The organism is Granulicella pectinivorans, assembly GCF_900114625.1.
GTDB lineage: Bacteria > Acidobacteriota > Terriglobia > Terriglobales > Acidobacteriaceae > Edaphobacter > Edaphobacter pectinivorans.
The window spans coordinates 302,588-321,658 of the sequence record NZ_FOZL01000002.1; the positions used below are offsets into that span (position 1 = coordinate 302,588).

At 59.5% G+C, this 19,071-nt stretch carries 33 protein-coding genes; 2 read left to right on the forward strand and 31 right to left on the reverse strand.

Features of this window, described 5'->3' with window-relative positions; all coding sequences use genetic code 11:
* Positions 1-2: 2 nt before the first annotated feature.
* Positions 3-416, forward strand: a complete 414-nt coding sequence (locus BM400_RS19100) for a DUF6677 family protein (protein WP_089842774.1) — start codon at positions 3-5, stop codon at positions 414-416.
* Entirely contained in the window at positions 413-583 is a 171-nt protein-coding gene (locus BM400_RS22185) for a hypothetical protein (RefSeq protein ID WP_175529149.1), read from the forward strand. Before BM400_RS19100 ends, BM400_RS22185 begins: the two co-directional genes overlap by 4 nt.
* Positions 584-723: 140 nt before the next feature.
* Here BM400_RS22185 and rplQ read toward each other — a convergent pair whose 3' ends face one another.
* The 31 genes from rplQ to rplD form a co-directional block, all read right to left on the reverse strand.
* Positions 724-1,203 carry a 50S ribosomal protein L17 gene (gene rplQ, locus BM400_RS19105; protein WP_089842777.1) on the reverse strand — a complete coding sequence of 160 codons (480 nt, stop codon included), beginning with the start codon at positions 1,201-1,203 and terminating at the stop codon, positions 724-726.
* Between the two features lie 123 nt (positions 1,204-1,326).
* Entirely contained in the window at positions 1,327-2,421 is a 1,095-nt protein-coding gene (locus BM400_RS19110; RefSeq protein WP_089842778.1) for a DNA-directed RNA polymerase subunit alpha, read from the reverse strand.
* Between the two features lie 195 nt (positions 2,422-2,616).
* Positions 2,617-3,249 (reverse strand): 30S ribosomal protein S4, encoded by a 633-nt coding sequence (rpsD, locus tag BM400_RS19115; protein WP_089842781.1) that lies wholly within the window; start codon positions 3,247-3,249, stop codon positions 2,617-2,619.
* Between the two features lie 154 nt (positions 3,250-3,403).
* The gene (rpsK, locus tag BM400_RS19120; RefSeq protein ID WP_089842783.1) at positions 3,404-3,832 is read right to left on the reverse strand and encodes a 30S ribosomal protein S11; all 429 of its coding nucleotides are present in this window, start codon (positions 3,830-3,832) and stop codon (positions 3,404-3,406) included.
* Positions 3,833-4,213: a 30S ribosomal protein S13 gene (gene rpsM, locus BM400_RS19125; RefSeq protein ID WP_089842786.1), complete on the reverse strand. Its 381-nt coding sequence runs from the start codon at positions 4,211-4,213 to the stop codon at positions 3,833-3,835.
* A gap of 144 nt (positions 4,214-4,357) precedes the next feature.
* Positions 4,358-4,471, reverse strand: coding sequence for a 50S ribosomal protein L36 (gene rpmJ, locus BM400_RS19130; protein ID WP_089842790.1), 114 nt, complete (start codon positions 4,469-4,471; stop codon positions 4,358-4,360).
* A gap of 131 nt (positions 4,472-4,602) precedes the next feature.
* Positions 4,603-4,821 carry a translation initiation factor IF-1 gene (gene infA / locus BM400_RS19135; RefSeq protein WP_089842793.1) on the reverse strand — a complete coding sequence of 73 codons (219 nt, stop codon included), beginning with the start codon at positions 4,819-4,821 and terminating at the stop codon, positions 4,603-4,605.
* A 120-nt stretch (positions 4,822-4,941) separates the two neighbouring features.
* Positions 4,942-5,214 (reverse strand): HigA family addiction module antitoxin, encoded by a 273-nt coding sequence (locus BM400_RS19140; RefSeq protein ID WP_089842796.1) that lies wholly within the window; start codon positions 5,212-5,214, stop codon positions 4,942-4,944.
* A gap of 42 nt (positions 5,215-5,256) precedes the next feature.
* Positions 5,257-6,063: a toll/interleukin-1 receptor domain-containing protein gene (locus tag BM400_RS19145; protein ID WP_089842798.1), complete on the reverse strand. Its 807-nt coding sequence runs from the start codon at positions 6,061-6,063 to the stop codon at positions 5,257-5,259.
* Between the two features lie 17 nt (positions 6,064-6,080).
* Complete coding sequence (map, locus tag BM400_RS19150) at positions 6,081-6,830, reverse strand: type I methionyl aminopeptidase (RefSeq protein ID WP_089842800.1); 750 nt, start codon at positions 6,828-6,830, stop codon at positions 6,081-6,083.
* A 2-nt stretch (positions 6,831-6,832) separates the two neighbouring features.
* A complete protein-coding gene (locus tag BM400_RS19155; protein WP_089842801.1) occupies positions 6,833-7,546 on the reverse strand; it encodes an adenylate kinase in 714 nt (237 codons plus the stop codon).
* Positions 7,547-7,635: 89 nt separating this feature from the next.
* Positions 7,636-9,048, reverse strand: coding sequence for a preprotein translocase subunit SecY (secY, locus tag BM400_RS19160; RefSeq protein WP_089842804.1), 1,413 nt, complete (start codon positions 9,046-9,048; stop codon positions 7,636-7,638).
* Between the two features lie 149 nt (positions 9,049-9,197).
* Positions 9,198-9,662: a 50S ribosomal protein L15 gene (gene rplO / locus BM400_RS19165; RefSeq protein ID WP_089842807.1), complete on the reverse strand. Its 465-nt coding sequence runs from the start codon at positions 9,660-9,662 to the stop codon at positions 9,198-9,200.
* Between the two features lie 120 nt (positions 9,663-9,782).
* The gene (gene rpmD / locus BM400_RS19170) at positions 9,783-9,968 is read right to left on the reverse strand and encodes a 50S ribosomal protein L30 (RefSeq protein WP_089842809.1); all 186 of its coding nucleotides are present in this window, start codon (positions 9,966-9,968) and stop codon (positions 9,783-9,785) included.
* A 34-nt stretch (positions 9,969-10,002) separates the two neighbouring features.
* The gene (gene rpsE / locus BM400_RS19175) at positions 10,003-10,509 is read right to left on the reverse strand and encodes a 30S ribosomal protein S5 (RefSeq protein ID WP_089842812.1); all 507 of its coding nucleotides are present in this window, start codon (positions 10,507-10,509) and stop codon (positions 10,003-10,005) included.
* Between the two features lie 36 nt (positions 10,510-10,545).
* Positions 10,546-10,911, reverse strand: coding sequence for a 50S ribosomal protein L18 (gene rplR, locus BM400_RS19180; RefSeq protein ID WP_089842815.1), 366 nt, complete (start codon positions 10,909-10,911; stop codon positions 10,546-10,548).
* Between the two features lie 112 nt (positions 10,912-11,023).
* Entirely contained in the window at positions 11,024-11,563 is a 540-nt protein-coding gene (gene rplF / locus BM400_RS19185) for a 50S ribosomal protein L6 (RefSeq protein ID WP_089842818.1), read from the reverse strand.
* Positions 11,564-11,702: 139 nt separating this feature from the next.
* Positions 11,703-12,101: a 30S ribosomal protein S8 gene (rpsH, locus tag BM400_RS19190; RefSeq protein ID WP_089842821.1), complete on the reverse strand. Its 399-nt coding sequence runs from the start codon at positions 12,099-12,101 to the stop codon at positions 11,703-11,705.
* Positions 12,102-12,260: 159 nt separating this feature from the next.
* Complete coding sequence (locus BM400_RS19195) at positions 12,261-12,446, reverse strand: type Z 30S ribosomal protein S14 (protein ID WP_089842823.1); 186 nt, start codon at positions 12,444-12,446, stop codon at positions 12,261-12,263.
* Positions 12,447-12,499: 53 nt separating this feature from the next.
* The gene (gene rplE, locus BM400_RS19200; RefSeq protein WP_089843927.1) at positions 12,500-13,048 is read right to left on the reverse strand and encodes a 50S ribosomal protein L5; all 549 of its coding nucleotides are present in this window, start codon (positions 13,046-13,048) and stop codon (positions 12,500-12,502) included.
* A 150-nt stretch (positions 13,049-13,198) separates the two neighbouring features.
* Positions 13,199-13,555, reverse strand: a complete 357-nt coding sequence (rplX, locus tag BM400_RS19205; protein ID WP_089842826.1) for a 50S ribosomal protein L24 — start codon at positions 13,553-13,555, stop codon at positions 13,199-13,201.
* A 109-nt stretch (positions 13,556-13,664) separates the two neighbouring features.
* Positions 13,665-14,036, reverse strand: a complete 372-nt coding sequence (gene rplN, locus BM400_RS19210) for a 50S ribosomal protein L14 (RefSeq protein WP_089842829.1) — start codon at positions 14,034-14,036, stop codon at positions 13,665-13,667.
* Between the two features lie 43 nt (positions 14,037-14,079).
* Positions 14,080-14,424 (reverse strand): 30S ribosomal protein S17, encoded by a 345-nt coding sequence (gene rpsQ / locus BM400_RS19215; RefSeq protein WP_089842832.1) that lies wholly within the window; start codon positions 14,422-14,424, stop codon positions 14,080-14,082.
* Positions 14,425-14,427: 3 nt separating this feature from the next.
* Entirely contained in the window at positions 14,428-14,700 is a 273-nt protein-coding gene (rpmC, locus tag BM400_RS19220; RefSeq protein ID WP_089842835.1) for a 50S ribosomal protein L29, read from the reverse strand.
* 41 nt (positions 14,701-14,741) lie between these two features.
* Positions 14,742-15,188: a 50S ribosomal protein L16 gene (gene rplP / locus BM400_RS19225; protein ID WP_089842839.1), complete on the reverse strand. Its 447-nt coding sequence runs from the start codon at positions 15,186-15,188 to the stop codon at positions 14,742-14,744.
* Positions 15,189-15,309: 121 nt separating this feature from the next.
* On the reverse strand, positions 15,310-15,978 hold the full coding sequence (gene rpsC / locus BM400_RS19230; protein WP_089842842.1) for a 30S ribosomal protein S3: 669 nt from the start codon (positions 15,976-15,978) through the stop codon (positions 15,310-15,312).
* A 118-nt stretch (positions 15,979-16,096) separates the two neighbouring features.
* Positions 16,097-16,621, reverse strand: a complete 525-nt coding sequence (gene rplV / locus BM400_RS19235) for a 50S ribosomal protein L22 (RefSeq protein ID WP_089842846.1) — start codon at positions 16,619-16,621, stop codon at positions 16,097-16,099.
* Between the two features lie 84 nt (positions 16,622-16,705).
* Positions 16,706-16,993 (reverse strand): 30S ribosomal protein S19, encoded by a 288-nt coding sequence (gene rpsS / locus BM400_RS19240; protein WP_089842850.1) that lies wholly within the window; start codon positions 16,991-16,993, stop codon positions 16,706-16,708.
* Between the two features lie 140 nt (positions 16,994-17,133).
* Positions 17,134-17,964: a 50S ribosomal protein L2 gene (gene rplB, locus BM400_RS19245; protein WP_089842853.1), complete on the reverse strand. Its 831-nt coding sequence runs from the start codon at positions 17,962-17,964 to the stop codon at positions 17,134-17,136.
* Positions 17,965-18,059: 95 nt separating this feature from the next.
* Positions 18,060-18,353, reverse strand: a complete 294-nt coding sequence (locus BM400_RS19250; protein ID WP_089842857.1) for a 50S ribosomal protein L23 — start codon at positions 18,351-18,353, stop codon at positions 18,060-18,062.
* Positions 18,354-19,019 carry a 50S ribosomal protein L4 gene (rplD, locus tag BM400_RS19255; RefSeq protein WP_089842861.1) on the reverse strand — a complete coding sequence of 222 codons (666 nt, stop codon included), beginning with the start codon at positions 19,017-19,019 and terminating at the stop codon, positions 18,354-18,356.
* Positions 19,020-19,071 lie beyond the last annotated feature (52 nt).

A 19,071-nucleotide genomic window follows, 5' to 3' on the forward strand; every position in this document is an offset into this window, starting at 1 on the left:
AGATGACGACTCAGGTGCAGGTTGCGGCGAAGGCGAATAGCGGGACAGGTGTGTCGCCGTATCTTGTGCTGGCGGCTGGCTGGCTGGTTCCGGGCGCGGGACATTTTCTACTGAAGAAGCCGATCCGCGGTGGCCTGATTCTGGTCTCCGTGGTCGGAATGTTCGTAACCGGCATCGCCCTCGAGGGCAAGATCTACACGCCGAATACAGGCGATCTGCTGGATATTCTTGGGTTTGTGGGCCAGTTCGGATCGGGCGTCCTTTATATGCTTTCGCGCATGCTTGGCTGGGGACATGACTCGGTACAGATTGCGGTCGCAGACTATGGGACGAAGTTCCTGGTGGTCGCAGGGCTGCTGAATATCATCGCCGCCGTGGATGCGCACTCGCTGTCGACCGGGAGGAAGGCTTCGTGACCCACTTCAATGCAGTCCTTCTTTTTGCCCTTTTCGTTTCAACGGTTTTCGGGATCACGATGCGTTCGGATCCGAAGAGGATGATCCGGTTCGGGGCCTATTGCTTTGCGATGATGGTCGGTTCGACGATCGTGGCAAGCTGGGTAATGTGGCTGATCAAACGCTGAAACTGGCGAGGACAGGACGGTTCCCCCAGTGCTATCGGCTTAGCTAAGCTCAGAAGCAAAAGCGGACGCGTTACCCACTCCATCCAATACAAAGGCGCATCCGGTGAGGGATGCGCCTTTATGTTTCGTACGGCCAAGTACTAGACTTCGGCGTTAGGGTCGGGCTGCTCGCCGGGGTTGCGCTCTTCGAGCTGCTTGGCGAGCTCTTCACGCTTCTTGGTGCGGGCTGCGGCGCGCTTCTCGGCCTTCTCGTTGAGCTCGGCTTCGGCTCCGAGGAGCTCGAGGACGGCCATCTCGGCCGCGTCGCCCTGACGGGCGCCGATGCGCGTGATGCGCAGGTAGCCGCCGGGACGGGTCGCGTAACGGGGAGCTACGGTGTTGAAGAGGCGGTCGACCGCTTCAGGCGTCATGAGGTAGGCTGCAGCCTGACGACGGGTGTGGACGGTTCCCTTCTTGCCGAGGGTGATCATCTTCTCGACGATGGGGCGGCTCGCCTTGCACTTGGTGATAGTCGTCTCGACACGATCCAGAAGGATGATCGAGGTAACGAGGTTGCGCAGCATGGCGCGACGGTGGCTGGTATTGCGGCCTAACTTGAATCCTGCATTGCGGTGACGCATGGTGAAATCTCCTTCGGTACGGCCTTCTGGCCTGGACCGGGACTGCTGGGGTGCTGGGGTGCTGCTGTTTTTCTTACGTAGAAAAGGCAGCGTGTCCGTAGAAGGCCACGCCGCCTGTCTTAGTTAGAAGTTTTCGGGCTCGCTGCCGCCGAGGTCGAGATCGTCGTCCTCGTCGTCATCTTCATCATCGAAGCTGCCAAAGCTGGCTGCCAGGGTGGCCGCCGGAAGGACCGAGGTCGGGCCCGGGACCGGGTTGCCGCTCTCGTCGATCTTCATGCCGAGGGACAGGCCCATCTGCGCGAGGATCTCCTTGATCTCATTCAGGCTCTTGCGGCCGAAGTTCTTGGTCTTCAGCATCTCGGCTTCGGTCTTCTGGATGAGCTCGCCGATGGTCGCGATGTTGGCGTTCTTCAGGCAGTTGTAGCTGCGCACAGAAAGCTCAAGCTCTTCGACCGAGCGGTTGAGGTTTTCGTTGCGGATCATGGGGCCGTCGTGCAGACCGTCGTGACCAGCCTCCATCTCCTCTTCGAAGTTGATGAAGATCGTCATGTGATCCTTCAGCAGCTTCGCGGAGAGGCCAAGAGCGTCGGCGGGAAGGATCGTTCCGTTCGTCGAGATCTCGACGGTGAGCTTGTCATAGTCGGTGATCTGGCCGAGACGGGCCGCTTCGACCACGTAGTTGACCTTGCGGACGGGCGAGTGGACCGAATCCACGGGGATGAATCCGAGGCCAAGGTCGGCGTCGAAGTTCTTGTCCGCCGAGATGTAGCCACGGCCGCGCTTGAGGCGCATCTCCATGTCGATCTTGCCGCCCTCGGAGATGGTGCAGATGTAGACATCCTTGTCGAGAATCTCGACGTCGCCATCGGCCTCGATGGAGCCCGAGGTCACCACGCCGGCGGTATCCGCGCGGAGGTAGAGAGCCTTGGGGCCTTCGCCGTTGAGTTTGAAGGGGATCTGCTTGAGGTTCAGGATGATGTCGGTCGCGTCTTCGACGACGCCGGTGATCGACTGGAACTCGTGCAGGACGCCCTCGATGCGGACGGCGGTGACGGCCGCGCCTTCGATGGACGAGAGCAGGGTGCGGCGAAGGGCGTTGCCGATCGTCGTACCGAAGCCGCGCTCAAAGGGCTGGGCGGAGAACTTGCCGAACTTGTCGGTCAGGGTTTCGTTATCGACTGCGAGGCGCTTGGGCTTTTGAAAACCTCTCCAAAGCATGGGTGTACCTTTCTTCCGTCCTGGTCGCGAAGCATTCTGCGAATCCGGCGGGTGGTTCGGTTGCGGTTCAGATTGTGGTGGAGGGGAGTGCAGCGTGCACTCCCCTCCCGGGTGAAACAGGTAAAGTCTTCGAAAGAATGAACTTACCGTCGGACTTCGAACGAAAGCAAAGCCTTTTATTGAGGAGCTTTTTCTTTACTTCGAGTACAGTTCGACGATGAGCTGCTCGTTGACGGGCAGGTTGACATCCTCGCGCTTCGGCAGGCTGATGATCTTGCCCGAGAAGTTGTCGCGGTTGATGTCGATCCATGGCACCGAACGCTGGCCAGAAGCGAAGTTCTTGGACTCCTCGAGGATGGCGAGCTTGTGCGAACCTTCCTTGACCGAGATCTCGTCGCCCACCTTGCACTGGTAGGAAGGAATGTTCACCTTCTTGCCGTTGACGAGGACGTGACCGTGGCGGCAGACCTGGCGGGCCTGACGGCGCGAGGTAGCAAGACCGAGGCGATAGCACACGTTGTCGAGGCGCGTCTCAAGCTGCTGGAGCAGGAGTTCGCCGGTGACACCGGTGCGGTTCGAAGCCTTCTCGTAGTAGGCACGGAACTGGGTCTCGAGCGTGAAGTAGATGCGCTTGGCCTTCTGCTTCTCACGGAGCTGCAGACCGTAGCCGACAACCTTCTTCACCTTGCGGGACTGGCCATGCTGGCCAGGGGGGAAGTTGCGCTTCTCGATCGGGCACTTCTCGGTAAAGCACTTTGCTCCCTTGAGGAACAACTTCGTTCCGTCGCGACGGCACATGCGGCAGACGGGTCCTGTGTAACGAGCCATTTGAATCTCCTGATGTTGCTATGTCGATCGTTTTACGGGCGGCAAACCCTTCGTCGCGATCCAGTGAAAGGTAGAAGTTGACCGTTGCAAGTTGCCAGTTCAAAGCGGAGGTTACCCAACTTAGAACTGACAACTTACAACGTAGAACTGCTTGTCAGACGCGACGGCGCTTGGGCGGACGGCAGCCGTTGTGCGGCATCGGCGTAACGTCGCGGATCGAGCGAACGTCGATACCGGCGGTAGCGAGGGCGCGGATCGCGGACTCACGGCCGGAGCCGGGACCCGAGACGCGCACGTCGACCGCACGCAGACCGTGATCGCGAGCCGCGTTGGCGGCGTTCTGGGCTGCCTGCTGCGCGGCGAACGGGGTTCCCTTGCGGGAGCCGCGGAAGCCGAGCGAGCCGGAGCTCTTCCAGGAGAGCGTGTTGCCAACCTGGTCGGTGATGGTGACGATGGTGTTGTTGAAGGTCGCCTGGATGAAGACAAGGCCGAATGGAACGTTCTTCCGTTCGCGCTTCTTGAACTTCTTGCCCTTGCCTGCTGCAGCCTTGCCGGACTTCTGCTGATTCTGTGTCTTCGCCATTTATTTCGTCGCTTTCTTCTTGCCGGCAACGGTACCCTTGCGCGGGCCCTTACGAGTGCGGGCGTTGGTGTGGGTGCGCTGTCCGCGGACGGGAAGCGAACGGCGGTGACGGAGACCGCGGTAGGACTGGATCTCAATCAGGCGCTTGATGTTGAGCGAGATTTCCTTGCGGAGATCGCCCTCGATCTGGCCCTGGGCTTCGATCACCTGACGGATGCGATTGAGTTGATCCTCGTCGAGCGTACCGATCTTCGCGATGGGATCGATATCGGCTTCTGCGAGAATCTTGGCGGCGCGGGAATCGCCGATGCCGAAGATGTAGGTGAGACCGATGCGCGCCTGTTTGTTGTTAGGGACATCGACTCCAGCAATACGTGCCATGGGGTTTCCTTTAGGTTGGGCTTCTGGGCTTGGCCGGGAAGCGGGGTGGAGGGTTTGCGGGTGAGTCCGAGGGGTTCAACGCAAGCCTTGACTTCGGCTAACTAGCCTCTCGGGGCCGGGTCGTGCAGTTTGCAGCGAGGGCGATTAGCCCTGGCGCTGCTTGTGCTTGCTGATCTCGCAAATGACACGCACAACGCCGTGGCGGTGAATGACCTTGCACTTGTCACAAATCTTCTTGACGGAGGCGCGAACCTTCATTGTCTGTTCCTTCGTTTCTTTTTGAAGCTACGGTGGTGCCTACAAACGTGATGCATGCCAAGGCGTGAGCCCTGGCTTGCCTGAAAGCCTGTCTTCACTGGCTATCTGGATAGAACGGGAGGGACGTTTGTTTACTTGTAGCGGTAAACAATGCGGCCACGGTTGAGATCGTATGGGCTGAGCTCAATCGCGACACGGTCGCCGGGGAGGATACGAATGAAGTTCTTGCGCATGCGTCCGGAGACGTGTGCGAGGGCCTGATGCTTGTTTTCAAGCTCGACCTTGAACAGCGCGTTCGGCAGAGTCTCAACGACTACCGCCATGACTTCAATTGCATCTTCCTTCGACAAACGATCTCCTTTTTGAGGCCACCTCCCCGCCCCTCGGGGGTGGGATCGGCCTCATGGTTGGCAGAGAGTTGACGCAACTCTGCACAGCATCTTCTATAGTATCGCGGAATTCGAGTTTCGTCACGCAGCGAGTGGTTTGATTCTGGGGCGATCCTTCTGGGATTCGAGCCAGAGGTCGCGCTGGAGCTGGGCCTTGGAAAAAAAGTCCGGGGAGAGCTTGAGGGCTTCGCCGAGTCGGATGCTGAGGTCGACCGTCACGGCAGTGCGGTCATTGAGGACGCGGGATATGGTGGCGCGGGCTACGCCGATGTGGGCCGCGAGTTCGGTGGCAGTTTTGTCGCCGAGGAACTCACGGAGGAGCTCGCCTGGGCTGGCCGGATTGTGCATCGTCATGGGGATTCTAGAATTGTCAAATCGTTCCAAGAACTTGTAGGACTAATCTTTCGCGAGAAAATAGGTAGTCAGCAAGGGCAGCATCTCAGGGTTGATTGAATAGACATTTAGTTGCATGTCGTCATAGGGCTTATTTCCAGATTTAGGGCTAATCCATCCAGTGATCTGTACGAGATGGTCGGGAACTGACCATCTCGCCATATCAATACCAGAATTCTTGACCTTCATTTTCACACCTGCCGTACTGAGCTCCCGATGAATCACAAACTGTCTGATAGTCTCGCGCTCCGCGGGCGACAGCCTGCTCATGGTGTCATTGAGGTCTCTAAGCCGTTCCACCATAAAGGGATCATCGAGTATTTTATTGCGCTCTTCCGCCCGGACATCAAGGCGAATCATTGTCTTAGCGAGATCCTCATAATCGGGAAGTTCAGCCAACTCTCCAAAATGGAGGCGCAGAGATTCGAAAACACTTTTTAGATCGGCGGGATCATCGATGTTTGCGCCCATACGGCTTGAGAATGGAGCGGGCAATTGACTCTTTCGGAGCCGACCAACGCAACACGGCAACATTGTAACCCCGGTGAACCATGTACGACCCGCCTCGAACCAAACCCACTTACGACTGAGGCCTCTTTCTGTTGCGAGCACAAGAACGAATTGTGCAGTCTCCAAGGATCGGAGAATCTTGGGAATCCACTCGTCGCCGAGCTTAAGGTCAGTTGGGTCGCTGGACACGAATACCTTGTGTCCAGGCAAGGCCTTCTCGATCGACCCCTTTAGAGAGACGGCTAAAGCCTCATCTACCGCAGCGTGACTGATAAATATCGAGCATGACTTATCGTCCATGCACTAATAATATGCCGCTAACGAGTCAGGACCTGGGGGCCGTTGTTGGTGATGGCAACGGTGTGTTCGAAGTGAGCGCTGTAGCTGCCGTCTACCGTGACTGCGGTCCAGCCGTCTTCGAGGACTTTTACTTCGGGCTTGCCGGCGTTGATCATCGGCTCGATGGCGAGGACCATGCCGGCTTTCAGGCGGGGACCCTTGCCTTTGGAACCGTAGTTGGGGACCTGCGGGTCTTCGTGCATCTGCTTGCCGATGCCGTGGCCTACGAACTCCTTGACCACGCCGAAGCCGGCCTTCTCGCACATCTCCTGGACAGCCCATGAGATATCGAAGAGGCGTCCGCCGACCTGGGCGGCTTCGATGGCGGCTTCGAGGGAGGCTTGCGTGACTTCGAGGAGCTTGGCGATCTTGGGGGTGGGGGTGCCGATGGCGTAGGTGACGGCGGCGTCCGAATAGAAGCCGCCGACGATGAGACCGCAATCGATGGAGAGGATGTCACCCTGCTTCAGGACAGTCTTGTCGCTGGGCATGCCGTGCACGACTTCCTGGTTGAGCGAGGTGCAAAGCGCGGCGGGAAAGCCGTGGTAGCCCTTGAAAGCCGCGATGGCGCCGAGCTGGTCGATCTTGGCCTGCGCGATCTTCTCGAGGTCCATGGTCGTGGCGCCCTCGACGACGTAGGGGGCGATGGTGTTGTGGACCTCGCGGAGAAGCTTGCCGGAGTGCCGCATCTTCTCAATCTCGGAGGGGGACTTGATCATGATGGCCATGATTACTCTTCTTTCTGGCCGCGGAGCTTTTTGAGCGCGGTGTGGATGGCAGCGGTGACCGCCTCGATGGGCTGGGAGCCGTCGACCTCTTCGAAACGGCCGTGACCACGGTAGTGGTCGATCACGTGGACGGTCTTGGCGGCGTATTCCTTCATACGCTGCTCGAAGGCTTCTTCGGTGTCGTCAGGACGTTGGATGAGCGCGGCGCCATCGTGGTCGCAGATGCCGGGGACGAGGGGGGGCTGGGAGTAGATGTTATAGCTGCACTTGCAGGTGGGGCAGATGCGGCGGCCCGTGATGCGATGAAGGAGATCGGTCTCGTCGACCTGGATGCTGACGGCCACCAGGGGAAGCTCCGAGGTGGCGTGCGCGGCGGCGAGATGAGCGTCGAGCCAGTTGGCCTGAGCGAGAGTGCGGGGGTATCCGTCGAGGATGTACCCACGGAGGACATCGGGTTCAGCGAGGCGCGAGCGCACCATGCCGTTGACGGTGTCGTCGTCCACAAACTGGCCGGCGGCCATCAGGTCTTTCGCCTTGAGGCCGAGTTCGGTGCCCTCAGCGATGTTGCGGCGGAGGATCTCACCGGTGGAGATCTGCGGGATGCCGTATTCGGCGACCAGGATCTGGGCCTGGGTTCCCTTGCCGACGCCTGGTGCTCCAAGAAGGAGCAGGGGGCCGGGGACGAAATCGGAAGAAGCGAGAGTCAAAGCGTGCATACCTCGAAACAATGCCGAAAAAGAAACGCTAAACGCTAAAGTGGCACGGCTTATCGCCGTGCCCCTTTAGAAAGACAGAGACGAAACGACTACCAGCTGCGACGGCCCTTGATGCGACCGCTTTTGGGCGAGAAGCCGTCGTAGTGGCGCATGATGAGCTGCGATTCGATCTGGTTGACCGTGTCCATGGCGACACCGACTACGATGAGCAGCGAGGTGCCGCCGAAGTAGAAGTTGACACCGAGGCCCTGGGTAAAGGCGGCCGGGAGATGGTCGAAGATCGGCCCGATGAGGAATAAGTGGTTGAAGTGGATACCGCTGATCAGCAGCGTCGGGATCGTCGTGATGATGATCAGGTAGATCGCGCCGACGAGTGTGATGCGCGTGAGGACATCGTTGATGAAGTCCGAGGTGCGCTTTCCGGGGCGAATGCCCGGGATAAAGCCACCGTTCTTGCGCATGTTGTCGGCGATGTCATCGGGACGGAAGACGATGGAGATGTAGAAGTACGCGAAGAAGACGATCGCGACCATCTGCAGCAGGACGTACCAGGGCTCTCCCGGTGCGAGTGCGGCGAGGATGGGTCCGACGATCTTGGTATCGCGCAGAGGACCGGAGCCGAAGAAGCTCATGCCGGAGAACAGCAGGGGCGCCGAGAGGATGGAGCTGGCGAAGATGACCGGCATGACGCCGCCGGAGTTGACCTTCAGCGGGAGATGGATGGTCTGTCCGCCCATCATCTTGCGGCCGACGACGCGCTTGGCGTACTGCACCGGAATGCGGCGCTCCGAGCGCTCGACGAAGATGATGAAGGCTACCACCGCGATCATCGCTGCAACGAGCAGGATGATGATGAGCGGGGTCAGCGGGCCCCAGGCCTGCGTGGTGGCCTTGGTGTAGAGCTCCTGCACGCCACGGGGCAGGCCCACGACGATACCGGTGAAGATCAGAAGCGACATACCGTTGCCGATACCACGCTCGGTGATCTGCTCACCCAGCCACATGATGAAGGCGGTGCCGGTCGTCAGGGTGATCACGCACATCGGAATGAAGGCGAACTTGCCGATGGTGACCATGGACTGACCGGTCGAGGTGTTGGTCAGGGTCAAGGCGATGGCAAACGACTGCACGATCGCGAGCAGGACCGTGACGTAGCGGGTCCACTGCGTGATCTTGCGGCGGCCCATCTCACCTTCCTTCTGCAACTTCGCAAGCGGCTCATAGATGACGGTGAGCAGCTGGAAGATGATGGAGGCGGTGATGTAGGGCATGATGCCGAGCGCGAAGACAGTCAGCTTGCGGAGGTTTCCGCCCGAGAAGAGGTCGACCAGGCCGAGCGCGGAGCCGGAGTTCTGATTGAAGAACTGGGCGAGCAGGTCGGCGTTGATGCCAGGGGTGGGAATGTGTGCGCCGAGGCGATAGACGGCAAGCAGGCCAAGCGTGAAGAGCACGCGGTTGCGGAGGTCTGGGATGCGGAAGATGTTGGCGAATTTCTCAAACATCGGAGAAGGAGACCTCGGAGTACGAATGGTTTGCTGTTGTGGTTAAGCGGCGGGGCGAGGGCCATCTTTTTGCCGTATGGCCGAAAGGAGCCCCCGCTTTGCCTTGTGTCTCAGAACTGGATGAGCCTAGTCTAACTCGTTCCAGAGAACTACGCGATGACGATGGCCTGTCCGCCGGCCTTCTCAATGGCTGCCTTGGCAGTCGCCGAGAACTTGTGGGCGTGAACGGTGACCGCGGTGGTGAGCTCACCGTTGGCCAGAACCTTGATGAGCGCGCCCTTCTTGCGGAGGAGGCCCAGCGAGATGATGCGGGCGAGCGTGAGTTCGGACGCGTCGCCGGTCTCGGCGATTACCTCGGCGATGCGGTCGAGACCGAGCACCTGGTACTCCACGCGGAAGATGTTGGTGAATCCGCGCTTGGGAAGACGGCGGTGAAGGGGCATCTGACCGCCTTCGAAGCCACGCATGAGGGACGAACCCGAGCGGGAGCCCTGACCCTTGTGACCGCGGGTCGAGGTCTTACCCATGCCTGAGCCCATACCGCGGCCGATGCGCTTCTTGTTTTCATTCGCCTTCTTGGGAGCGCGCAGATTGGAGAGATTACGATTTGCCATTGTATTCCTCGCTATAACGCCGGCTGTTGCAAGCCGACTCGCATGTGAGAAGTTGTAAGTCGTCAGTTCTAAGTGGTGAGGCAAGGCCTTTACTTTGAATTGAAAACTTACAACTTAGAACTAATCGACGACGCGGACGAGATGGGGCACCTTTGCCACCATCCCACGGATCGAGGGGGAATCTTCGCGCAGAACGATCTGGTTCAGGCGCGTGAAGCCCAGGCCCTTGATGACGAGCTTGTGCTTGACGGGCGTGCAGATCATGGAGCGGAAGTACTGCAGCTTGATCTTGGCGATATCTGCCATGGTAAGACTCCTTTGAATTCCTAAACCCAGCGGCTTAGAGTTCGTCTACTGATTTACCGCGCAGAGCGGCGACTTCGGCCTTGTTGCGAAGCTGGATGAGAGCGTCGAACGTAGCCTTGATGACGTTGTGCGGGTTGGCGGAACCGAGGCTCTTGGTGAGCACGTTCTGCACACCGGCCGAGGTCATGACGGCGCGAACCGTCTTGCCGGCGATGATTCCGGTTCCTTCAGGAGCCGGCTTCAACATCACCGAACCTGCGCCGAAGTGGCCCAGCACCTGGTGAGGAATGGTGGTCTCGGTGAGGTTGACCTTGTGCAGGTTCTTCTTGGCGGCTTCGATTCCCTTGCGGATAGCCTGGGGAACTTCCTTCGCCTTGCCGGAGCCGTAGCCGACGATACCTTCGCCGGGATCTCCCACCACGACAAGCGCGGCGAACGACATGTTCTTACCACCCTTGACGACCTTGGTGACGCGATTGATGGAGACGACCTCATCCTTGAGGTTGAGGCGGTTCGCATCGAGCTTTGGTTTCATTGCCATATATGGAATCCTTTGACCACTTCGTGTGGAGAATACTTAGAAATCGAGCCCGGCTTCGCGGGCGGCTTCGGCGAGGGCCTTGACGCGACCGTGGTAGAGATAACCACCGCGATCGAAGACCACCTTCTTGATGCCCTTCTCGATGGCGCGCTCTGCAATGAGCTTGCCGACGAGCTTAGCGGCTTCGACGTTACCGCCGTACACCTTGTCCTCACCCTTGACACCCATGGACGAAGCTGCGGCGAGCGTTACGCCGTTGAGATCGTCGATGAGCTGGGTGTAGATGTGGTTGAGCGAGCGGTAGACGTTGAGGCGGGGACGCGCGGCAGTGCCGGACATCTTCTCGCGGATGCGGGTGTGGACGCGCTTGCGGATGACATTACGTTCGCGTGGATTGATCATGATTCGCTTTCCTTCCTAGTGGCGTACCCAGAGTGCTGGGGACGTTCGGTTGATAGTGCTGGGATGAAGTCGCATAAAGGTCAGCAGGACCTCTATGCGACCGCCCTAAAATTTACTTAGCGCCCGTCTTGCCGACCTTCTTCTTCAGCTTCTCTCCGGTGTAGCGGACGCCCTTGTTCTTGTAGGGATCCGGCTTACGGAGCGAGCGCATGTCGGCGGCAACCTGGCCAACCTTCTGGCGATCGATGCCCGAGACGACGAGGTGCGTCTGCTTGGCGTCGACGGTGACATCGATGCCGGTGGGCAGCGGGAACTCAATGGGGTGCGAGTAGCCGAGCGTGAACACGACCATCTCCTTGCCCTTGAGTTCGGCGCGGTATCCGATACCGACGATATCGATGTCTTTGGTCCAGCCGGTGGTGACGCCGGTGACGGCGTTGAAGACGAGCGAGCGGGCGAGGCCATGGAAGGCTGCCTGCTTGTCGTTCTCACGCTCCACGAGGAGCTGTCCATCCTTGGTGACGAGGGTGATGCCGGCCGGGATCAGCGCGGTCACTTTGCCCTTGGGGCCTTCCACGGTGGCGACGCCATCCGCAACGGTGTACTTCACGCCGGCGGGCAGAGCGATGGGCTTCTTGCCAATACGAGACATTTCGAATCCTTATGGGCTTGCGAGTCCCGGGGGTATGCCCCGTTCCACTGCAGCCTGGGAGGCTTGGGCTCCCGGGTACATCTTTGATCTTGAGGAATACCGCCGCGGACGAACATCGACGCCCATCCGCGGCAGGCGATTACCAGACTTCGGCGAGGATCTCTCCGCCAACGCCTTCGCGGCGAGCTTGGCGGCCGGTCATGACGCCCTTGGGGGTGGTCATGATCGCAATGCCGAGGCCACCCTGCACGCGACGGATCTCATCGCGGCCGAGGTACACGCGGCAGCCGGGGCGCGAGATGCGCTTGAGGTCGCGGATGACAGGCTCGTTGTTGGGGCCATACTTGAGGTACACGCGAATGACCTTCATGCCGTTCTCTTCGGTCGGCTTGAAGTTGGCAATGTAGCCCTCCTCTTTGAGGATGCGGGCGATCTCGGCCTTGAGCTTCGAGGCGGGAACGTCAAGCTTCTGGTGACGGGCGCGGATGGAGTTGCGGATACGCGTAAGGAAATCGGCTACTGGATCGGTGAGGTTCATTCTTCTCCTTCACCCCCCGTTCGCTCCGTGCCGAGCGACATGGAGAACCTGCGAGGGTGGTTGTGGAGCGCGCCCGCTGGGGCAGCAACTCAGTGATGGATGGTGAAGCTTTGAGCCGTTAGCTCACGGCTTTCGCTGAGAGCTAACGGCTGAAATTCCTTACCAGGACGACTTGACGACGCCCGGAATCTCGCCCTTGAGCGCGAGGCCGCGGAAGCAGAGACGGCAGATGCCGAACTTCCGGAGGAACGCGCGCGGACGACCGCAGATCTGGCAGCGGTTGTGCTGGCGGGACTTGAACTTGGGCTTCTTTGCGTCTTTGACGCGCTTTGCGGTCGTTGCCATAATATCTGCTCTCTATTCTACCTGCAAAATCGGGTTAAGGCTCGGAGAGCCTTTTAGTTACCGGTGCGGAAGGGCACGCCGAAGGCCTTGAGCAGGGTGCGGGCGCCGTTATCGTCCTTGGCGGTGGTCACGATGGTGACGTTCATGCCCTTGAGCTTGTCCACCTTCGCATAGTCGATCTCGGCGAAGATGAGCTGGTCGCGCAGGCCGAGGGTGTAGTTGCCACGACCGTCGAAGGACTTCGACGAGACGCCGCGGAAGTCGCGGACGCGGGGCAGGGCGACCGAAATCAGGCGGTCGAGGAACTCGTACATCTTGTCGCCGCGCAGGGTGACCATGGCGCCGATGGGCATGCCCTCGCGCACCTTGAAGGCGGCGATGGACTTCTTGGCCTTGGTGGTCACGGGCTTCTGGCCGGTGATCGCGCCGAGGTCGGCAACCAGGGGATCCATGATCTTCACGTTCTGGGTGGCTTCGCCGAGACCCATGTTGATCACAATCTTCTCGAGCTTCGGAATCGCCATCGCATTCGTGATGTTCAGTTCCTTCGCAACGGCGTCGCGGATCTCCGCGTGATACTTCTCTTTCAAACGTGCTGCCATGATGGACTTCGCTTTCTCCACGGGTGCCGGGGTGGGGATGTTCTCCGTGTACCGATGCGTGGGGTGAACCGTTGAAACAGTTGGAAGTTGACAGTTGTAAGTTCTAAGCTTTCACTTCCAGCTTAGAACTTACAACTTAGAACGTTTTGCTTACTTCTTCTTGTCGGCGATGGTCGCTCCGGTGGTCTTCGCCACGCGGACCTTCTTGTCGCCTTCCGTCTTGATCCCGATGCGGGTCTTGTTGCCCTCCGCGTCGATGAGCATGACGTTCGAGATGTGGATCGTGGCTTCCTTCTCCGCGATGCCGCCCTTGATGTTCTGCTGGGGGTTGGGCTTCACGTGCTTCTTCATCATCATCACACCCTCGACCAGAACGCGGTTCTTGTCGGCGATGACGCGCAGGACGCGGCCCTTCTTGCCCTTGTCCTTACCGGCGATGACTTCCACACGGTCGTTGCGCTTGATCTTGATCTTCGAGGTGACGACGGGCTTGAACTTGGTTGCCATGGTGATACCTTTCCTCGGCGATACGGAGCCGGATTCCGTGAAAGCGGTTGTAAGTTGCGAGTCGTAAGTTCTGAGTTGTTCCTGACAACTGGGAACTTACAACTTAGAACTAAATAACTTCGGGAGCGAGCGAGACGATCTTGAGGAACTTCTTCTCGCGGAGTTCGCGGGCCACGGGTCCGAAGACGCGGGTTCCGACCGGCTCGTTGGCATCGTTGATCACGACGGCAGCGTTCTGGTCGAAGCGGATGTACGTGCCATCGCGGCGGCGGTATTCCTTGCGGGTGCGAACGAGCACGGCTTTGACGACCTTGCCCTTCTTGACGGTGCCATCGGGGGAAGCTTCCTTGACCGCGGCGGTGACGACATCGCCAAGACCAGCCTTCTTGCCCAGGCCGCCGCCAAGCGGCAGGATGACCTGCAGCTTGCGGGCGCCGGAGTTATCGGCTACGTCGAGGATGGTCCTCATTTGTACTGACATGTGAGTCTCCTAAAAAACGAACAACAAGAAATCGTGAGAAAGCTTACTTAGCAGGAGCGGCAACGACCGGCTTCGCGTCGGAGAGCTGCGAGAGCGAGGAGCGGCGAACGATCTCTTCGAGCGTCCAGCGCTTCAGCTTCGACAATGGCCTGGTCTCGCGGATGCGGACGACGTCGCCCACGCGTGCCGAGTTCTGCTCGTCATGCGCGTAGAACTTCTTGTTCGACTTCATGACGCGCTTGTACTTGGGGTGCGCCTTGCGCATCTCGATCTCAACCGCGATGGTCTTCTGCATCTTGGTCGAAACAACGATGCCGACCTTCTCGTTGCGGCGCGATGCCGCTGCTTCGGGGGTGGCGGGAGTGGTGGCTACCTGGGTATCTGCCATGGGTTAGACCTTCGCTTTCTTGCGGGCGGTGCGTGTGCTTGCGGGGGGAGCGGTGCGAACCACCGCAGGTTTGGCGGCCTTCTCGGCGGCGAGCGTGCGCTCACGGGCGATGGTCTTGGCGCGCGCGATGTCGAGCTTCAAAGGCTTAATCTGCTTGATGCCTTCGAGGTTGCCGAGGCTCTTCTGGAAACGGATGCGGAAGAGCTGCTCAGCCGCGGTGTTTTGCGTGCCCTTGAGTTCTTCGTCCGTCTGAGTGCGAAGCTTGGAGAGTTCCATGATCGTTTTCCTATACGTCTAAATCGTTTGGCTGAAGCGCTTTACTTGACCTTGTTGGCCGCGGCGTACTTGACTTCCGCGTCGTGGCGCATGATGAAGCTGGTCTTGAGCGGAAGCTTGTGAGCGGCGAGGCGCATCGCTTCACGAGCAAGCTCAGGAGACACACCTTCCATCTCGAACATGATCTTGCCGGGGCGGACGACGGCAACCCAGTGATCCGGAGCTCCCTTACCCTTACCCATACGGGTTTCGGCCGGCTTCTTCGTGATCGGCTTGTCCGGGAAAAGGCGGAGCCAGACCTTACCGCTACGCTTGATGAAACGCGTCATGGCAATACGGCAGGCTTCGATCTGGCGGTCGGTGATGTAACCGCACTCCATGACCTTAAGGCCGTAGTCGCCGAACGAGAGATCGCTGCCGCGCCACGCCTTGCCGCACATGCGGCCGCGCTGCTGCTTGCGATACTTGACCTTCTTTGGCATCAACATGGCAAAACCCTCTTTTTGCTGGACTGAAGTCCTGGCATACTTCTCTATTTCGACCCGCGGACTTCATCCTCTGAAGTCCGCGGATTCTGATGATCTTGAATCGGAGCGGGAGAGACTTTTCTTAGAACGCGCCGGTGGTCGTAACCGGCTCGCGCCGCTTCTTCTGCTCGTAGATATCGCCGCGGTAGACCCAGGTCTTGACGCCGATGATGCCGTAGGTGGTGTGTGCCTCGGCAAAACCGTAGTCGATGTCCGCACGCAGCGTGTGCAGCGGCAGACGACCCTGGAGATACCACTCGGAGCGAGCGATCTCATTCCCGTTCAGACGGCCCGATACGCGGACCTTGATCCCCTTGCAACCGAAACGCAGCGCCGAATCCACCGACTTGCGCATCGCGCGGCGGAAGCTGACGCGCTTCTCGAGCTGCAGCGCGATGTTCTCGGCCACGAGCTGCGCATCGAGCTCGGGCTTGTTGACCTCGAGGATGTCGATGAAGACCTCGCGCGAGGTGCGCTTCTGAATATCGGCCTTGAGCTTGTCGATCTCGGCGCCCTTGCGGCCGATGATGATGCCCGGACGCGCGGTGCGGATGATCAGACGCAGCTTGTTGCCCGGACGCTCGACTTCGACCGACGAGACACCGGCGGCCTTCAGCTTCTCGCGAAGCTCAGCCTTCAGCTTGACGTCCTCGACCAGCAGCTTGTCATAGCCGCGCTCGACGAACCAACGTGACTTCCACGGCTTGTTGATGCCGAGGCGAAACCCATACGGATGGACCTTCTGTCCCATAACTTCCCTTTATCGTTGCCGCGATCCGGTTGAGCCGGTCCGACACCCATGCACAATTTCTAAGTTTACCTGAACCCGCGGAGTTACTGGGTAAAAAAGTTGCCCGCGAGCGAAAATACTAAGCCTTTGCTGCCGCTGCCTTCTTCTTCGGAGCCGCCTTCTTCGCTGCCGACTTCTTGGCGGCGACCTTCTTGGCGGTCTTCTTGGCAGGAGATCCCTTGACGGCCTTCACCGGCTCGGGGGTCACTACCTTGGGCTCGGCAACAGCACCCTTCTCAGCCACCGTGATGATGATGTGACAAAGACGGCGCTGGTAGCGGAACGCGCGGCCCATCGGGGCAGGGCGGATACGCTTCATGCGCGGGCCTTCGTTCGCGATTGCGGTGCGAACGTACAGGTTGTCGACGTCGACATCGAGACCCTGCTCGTCGGAGACGTAGCTGGCGTTCTGGATGGCCGAACGAAGAACCTTCTCAATCACCGGCGCCATGCGCTTGGTGGAGAAGTGAATAGCGTTGATCGCTGCCTCGACGCGCAGGCCCTTGATCAGATCAAGGACAAGACGCGCCTTCTGCGGACTGGTGCGCTGGAACTTGGCTTCCGCGCGAAACTCTCTGGGCTGTGCTGCTACTGCTTTTGCCATGATCTTTATCCTTCGAACTTTCCTGGCCGAGCCTTCGTGATGAAAGGCCGGCGATTCTCTCGTTACGCGTCGTTCCGCGGATACTTACTTGGGCTTCGCGGAGGACTCAGTCGCCTTACCCGAGTGGCCCTTGAAGGTGCGGGTAGCGGAGAACTCGCCGAGCTTGTGGCCCACCATGTTCTCGGTGACATACACCGGGATGAACTTGCGTCCGTTGTGGACGGCGATGGTGTGACCGACGAAGTCGGGGTGGATGGTCGAACGACGCGACCAGGTGCGCAGCACCTTCTTGTCGTTCGTCGCATTCATCGTGTCGATCTTCTTCATGAGATGACCGTCGATGAACGGGCCCTTCTTTGCAGAACGTGACATATCTTTTGCTCCGAGTGCTGGTTATGGTGCTTGTGCTCGATACGACGAATCTCTCAACATGCAGAGACTTGGGCTAGCTCGGCGTAACTATGAAACACATCCGCCCGATGAGCCCGAAGGCCCACCGGGCAAATGCCAACTTACTTACCGCTGGTGCGACGCTTGACGATGAACACATCGGTCCGCTTGTTGTTGCGGGTCTTGTATCCACGCGTCGGCTGGCCCCAGGGGGTAACCGGGTGACGACCGCCCGAGGTCTTACCTTCACCACCACCGTGCGGGTGATCGACGGGGTTCATCGACACACCACGGTTCGAAGGACGGATGCCCTTCCAGCGGTTGCGTCCTGCCTTACCGATGGTGACGTTCTCATGGTCGGTATTGCCGACCTGGCCGATCGTCGCCATGCAGTCCACAAGCACCTTGCGGGTCTCGCCGGAGGGCAGCTTCAGGAGGGCGTAGTCGCCTTCCTTCGCGATGAGGTTGACCTGCGCACCGGCCGAGCGGGCCATCTGCGCGCCCTTGCCGGGACGAAGCTCGATGTTGTGTACGATCGTACCGGTCGGGATGAACTTGAGGGGAAGTGCGTTGCCGACGAGAATATCGGCTTCGGGACCGCTCATGATCTTCTGTCCGACCTTGAGGCCGATCGGCTGGATGATGTAGCGCTTCTCACCGTCCGCATAGTGCACCAGCGCGATGCGCGAGCTGCGGTTCGGATCGTACTCGATGGTCGCGACAGTCGCGGGGATACCGTACTTGTCACGCTTGAAGTCGATCAAGCGAAGCTTCTGCTTGTGACCGCCGCCGTGGTGGCGCATGGTCATGGCGCCGGTGGAGTTACGTCCGCCGGTGCGGGGCTTGACGCCGAGAAGCGGCTTATGCGGCTTGTCGGTCGTGATGTCGTCGTTCACCAGCTTCGTAGCGAAGCGCTGGGTCGGCGTAGTGGGTCGGAATGATTTAATCGGCATTGTCTTGATCCTTGCCTTGGGGCTCGAATAATGGTCTCGAGCTCAACGCGGTACGTGAAACGAAATCGGTCAGTGAGGCCGGCAGCCTCAACCCCTTACAGGCTGTTGAGGTACTCGGGCATCTTTTCGCCTTCCTTCAGGCGAACATAGGCTTTCTTCCAGTCGGGGCGGTAGCCGGCAAACTTGCCACGGCGACGCTCCTTGCCTTCGACGGTCGCGGTGCGCACACCGTGAACCTTGACCTTGAACAGGGTCTCGACGGCCTGCTTGACTTCGGTCTTGGTAGCCTTAAGGGCAACTTCGAAGACAAGCGTGTTCTGGACTTCCTTGACGGTCATGCCCTTCTCGGTGATGAGGGGACGACGAATGACGGTATAGAGGGTTGGCATTTATGCAACCTCCTTCTCGAGCTTGCGCTTCGAAGTGTTCTTGGCGAGCGTGTCCTGGATCGCCTCGAAGGCATCCTTGGAGAACACGGCGCTCTCATAGCGGAGCAGATCGTAGGGGTGCACTTCCGAGCTCAGCACCAGCTCCACACCGGCCAGGTTGCGCGAACCGAGGTACAGCTTCTCGTCGAGCTTCTGGCTGGATTCAACCAGCAGGGTGGTTTTGCCGGTCTTCAGCTTGGTCAGCGCTGTCGAGTAGAGCTTGGTCTTGCCCTCAGAGGCGACCAGCGTGTCGACGATGGTCAGCTTGCCCTCGGAGATCTTCGCGGCGATCGCGGAACGCAGGGCGCCGAAGAGCTTCTTCTTGGGAAACTGGTAGTCATAGCTGCGGGGCTGAGGTCCGTGAACCGTACCACCACCACGCCAGAGCGGCGTGCGGATGGACCCGACGCGGGCGCGGCCCGTGCCCTTCTGCTTCCAAAGCTTCTTGCCGGCACCGGAGACGCGGTTGCGGGTCTTGGTTGCGGCAGTACCCTGACGGAGGGCAGCACGGTAGTGCTTGACCGCCTCCCAGAGCAGGCCGTCGTTCACTTCTCCGCTGAAGATGTCGTGGAGTTCGAAATCCGCGACCTTCTCCCCGCTGAGATTGACTACATTGATGTTTGCCATGAATCTTCTCTCTTCTTGCCCACGATCGATGCCGGGGCCTTGACGTTGTTTG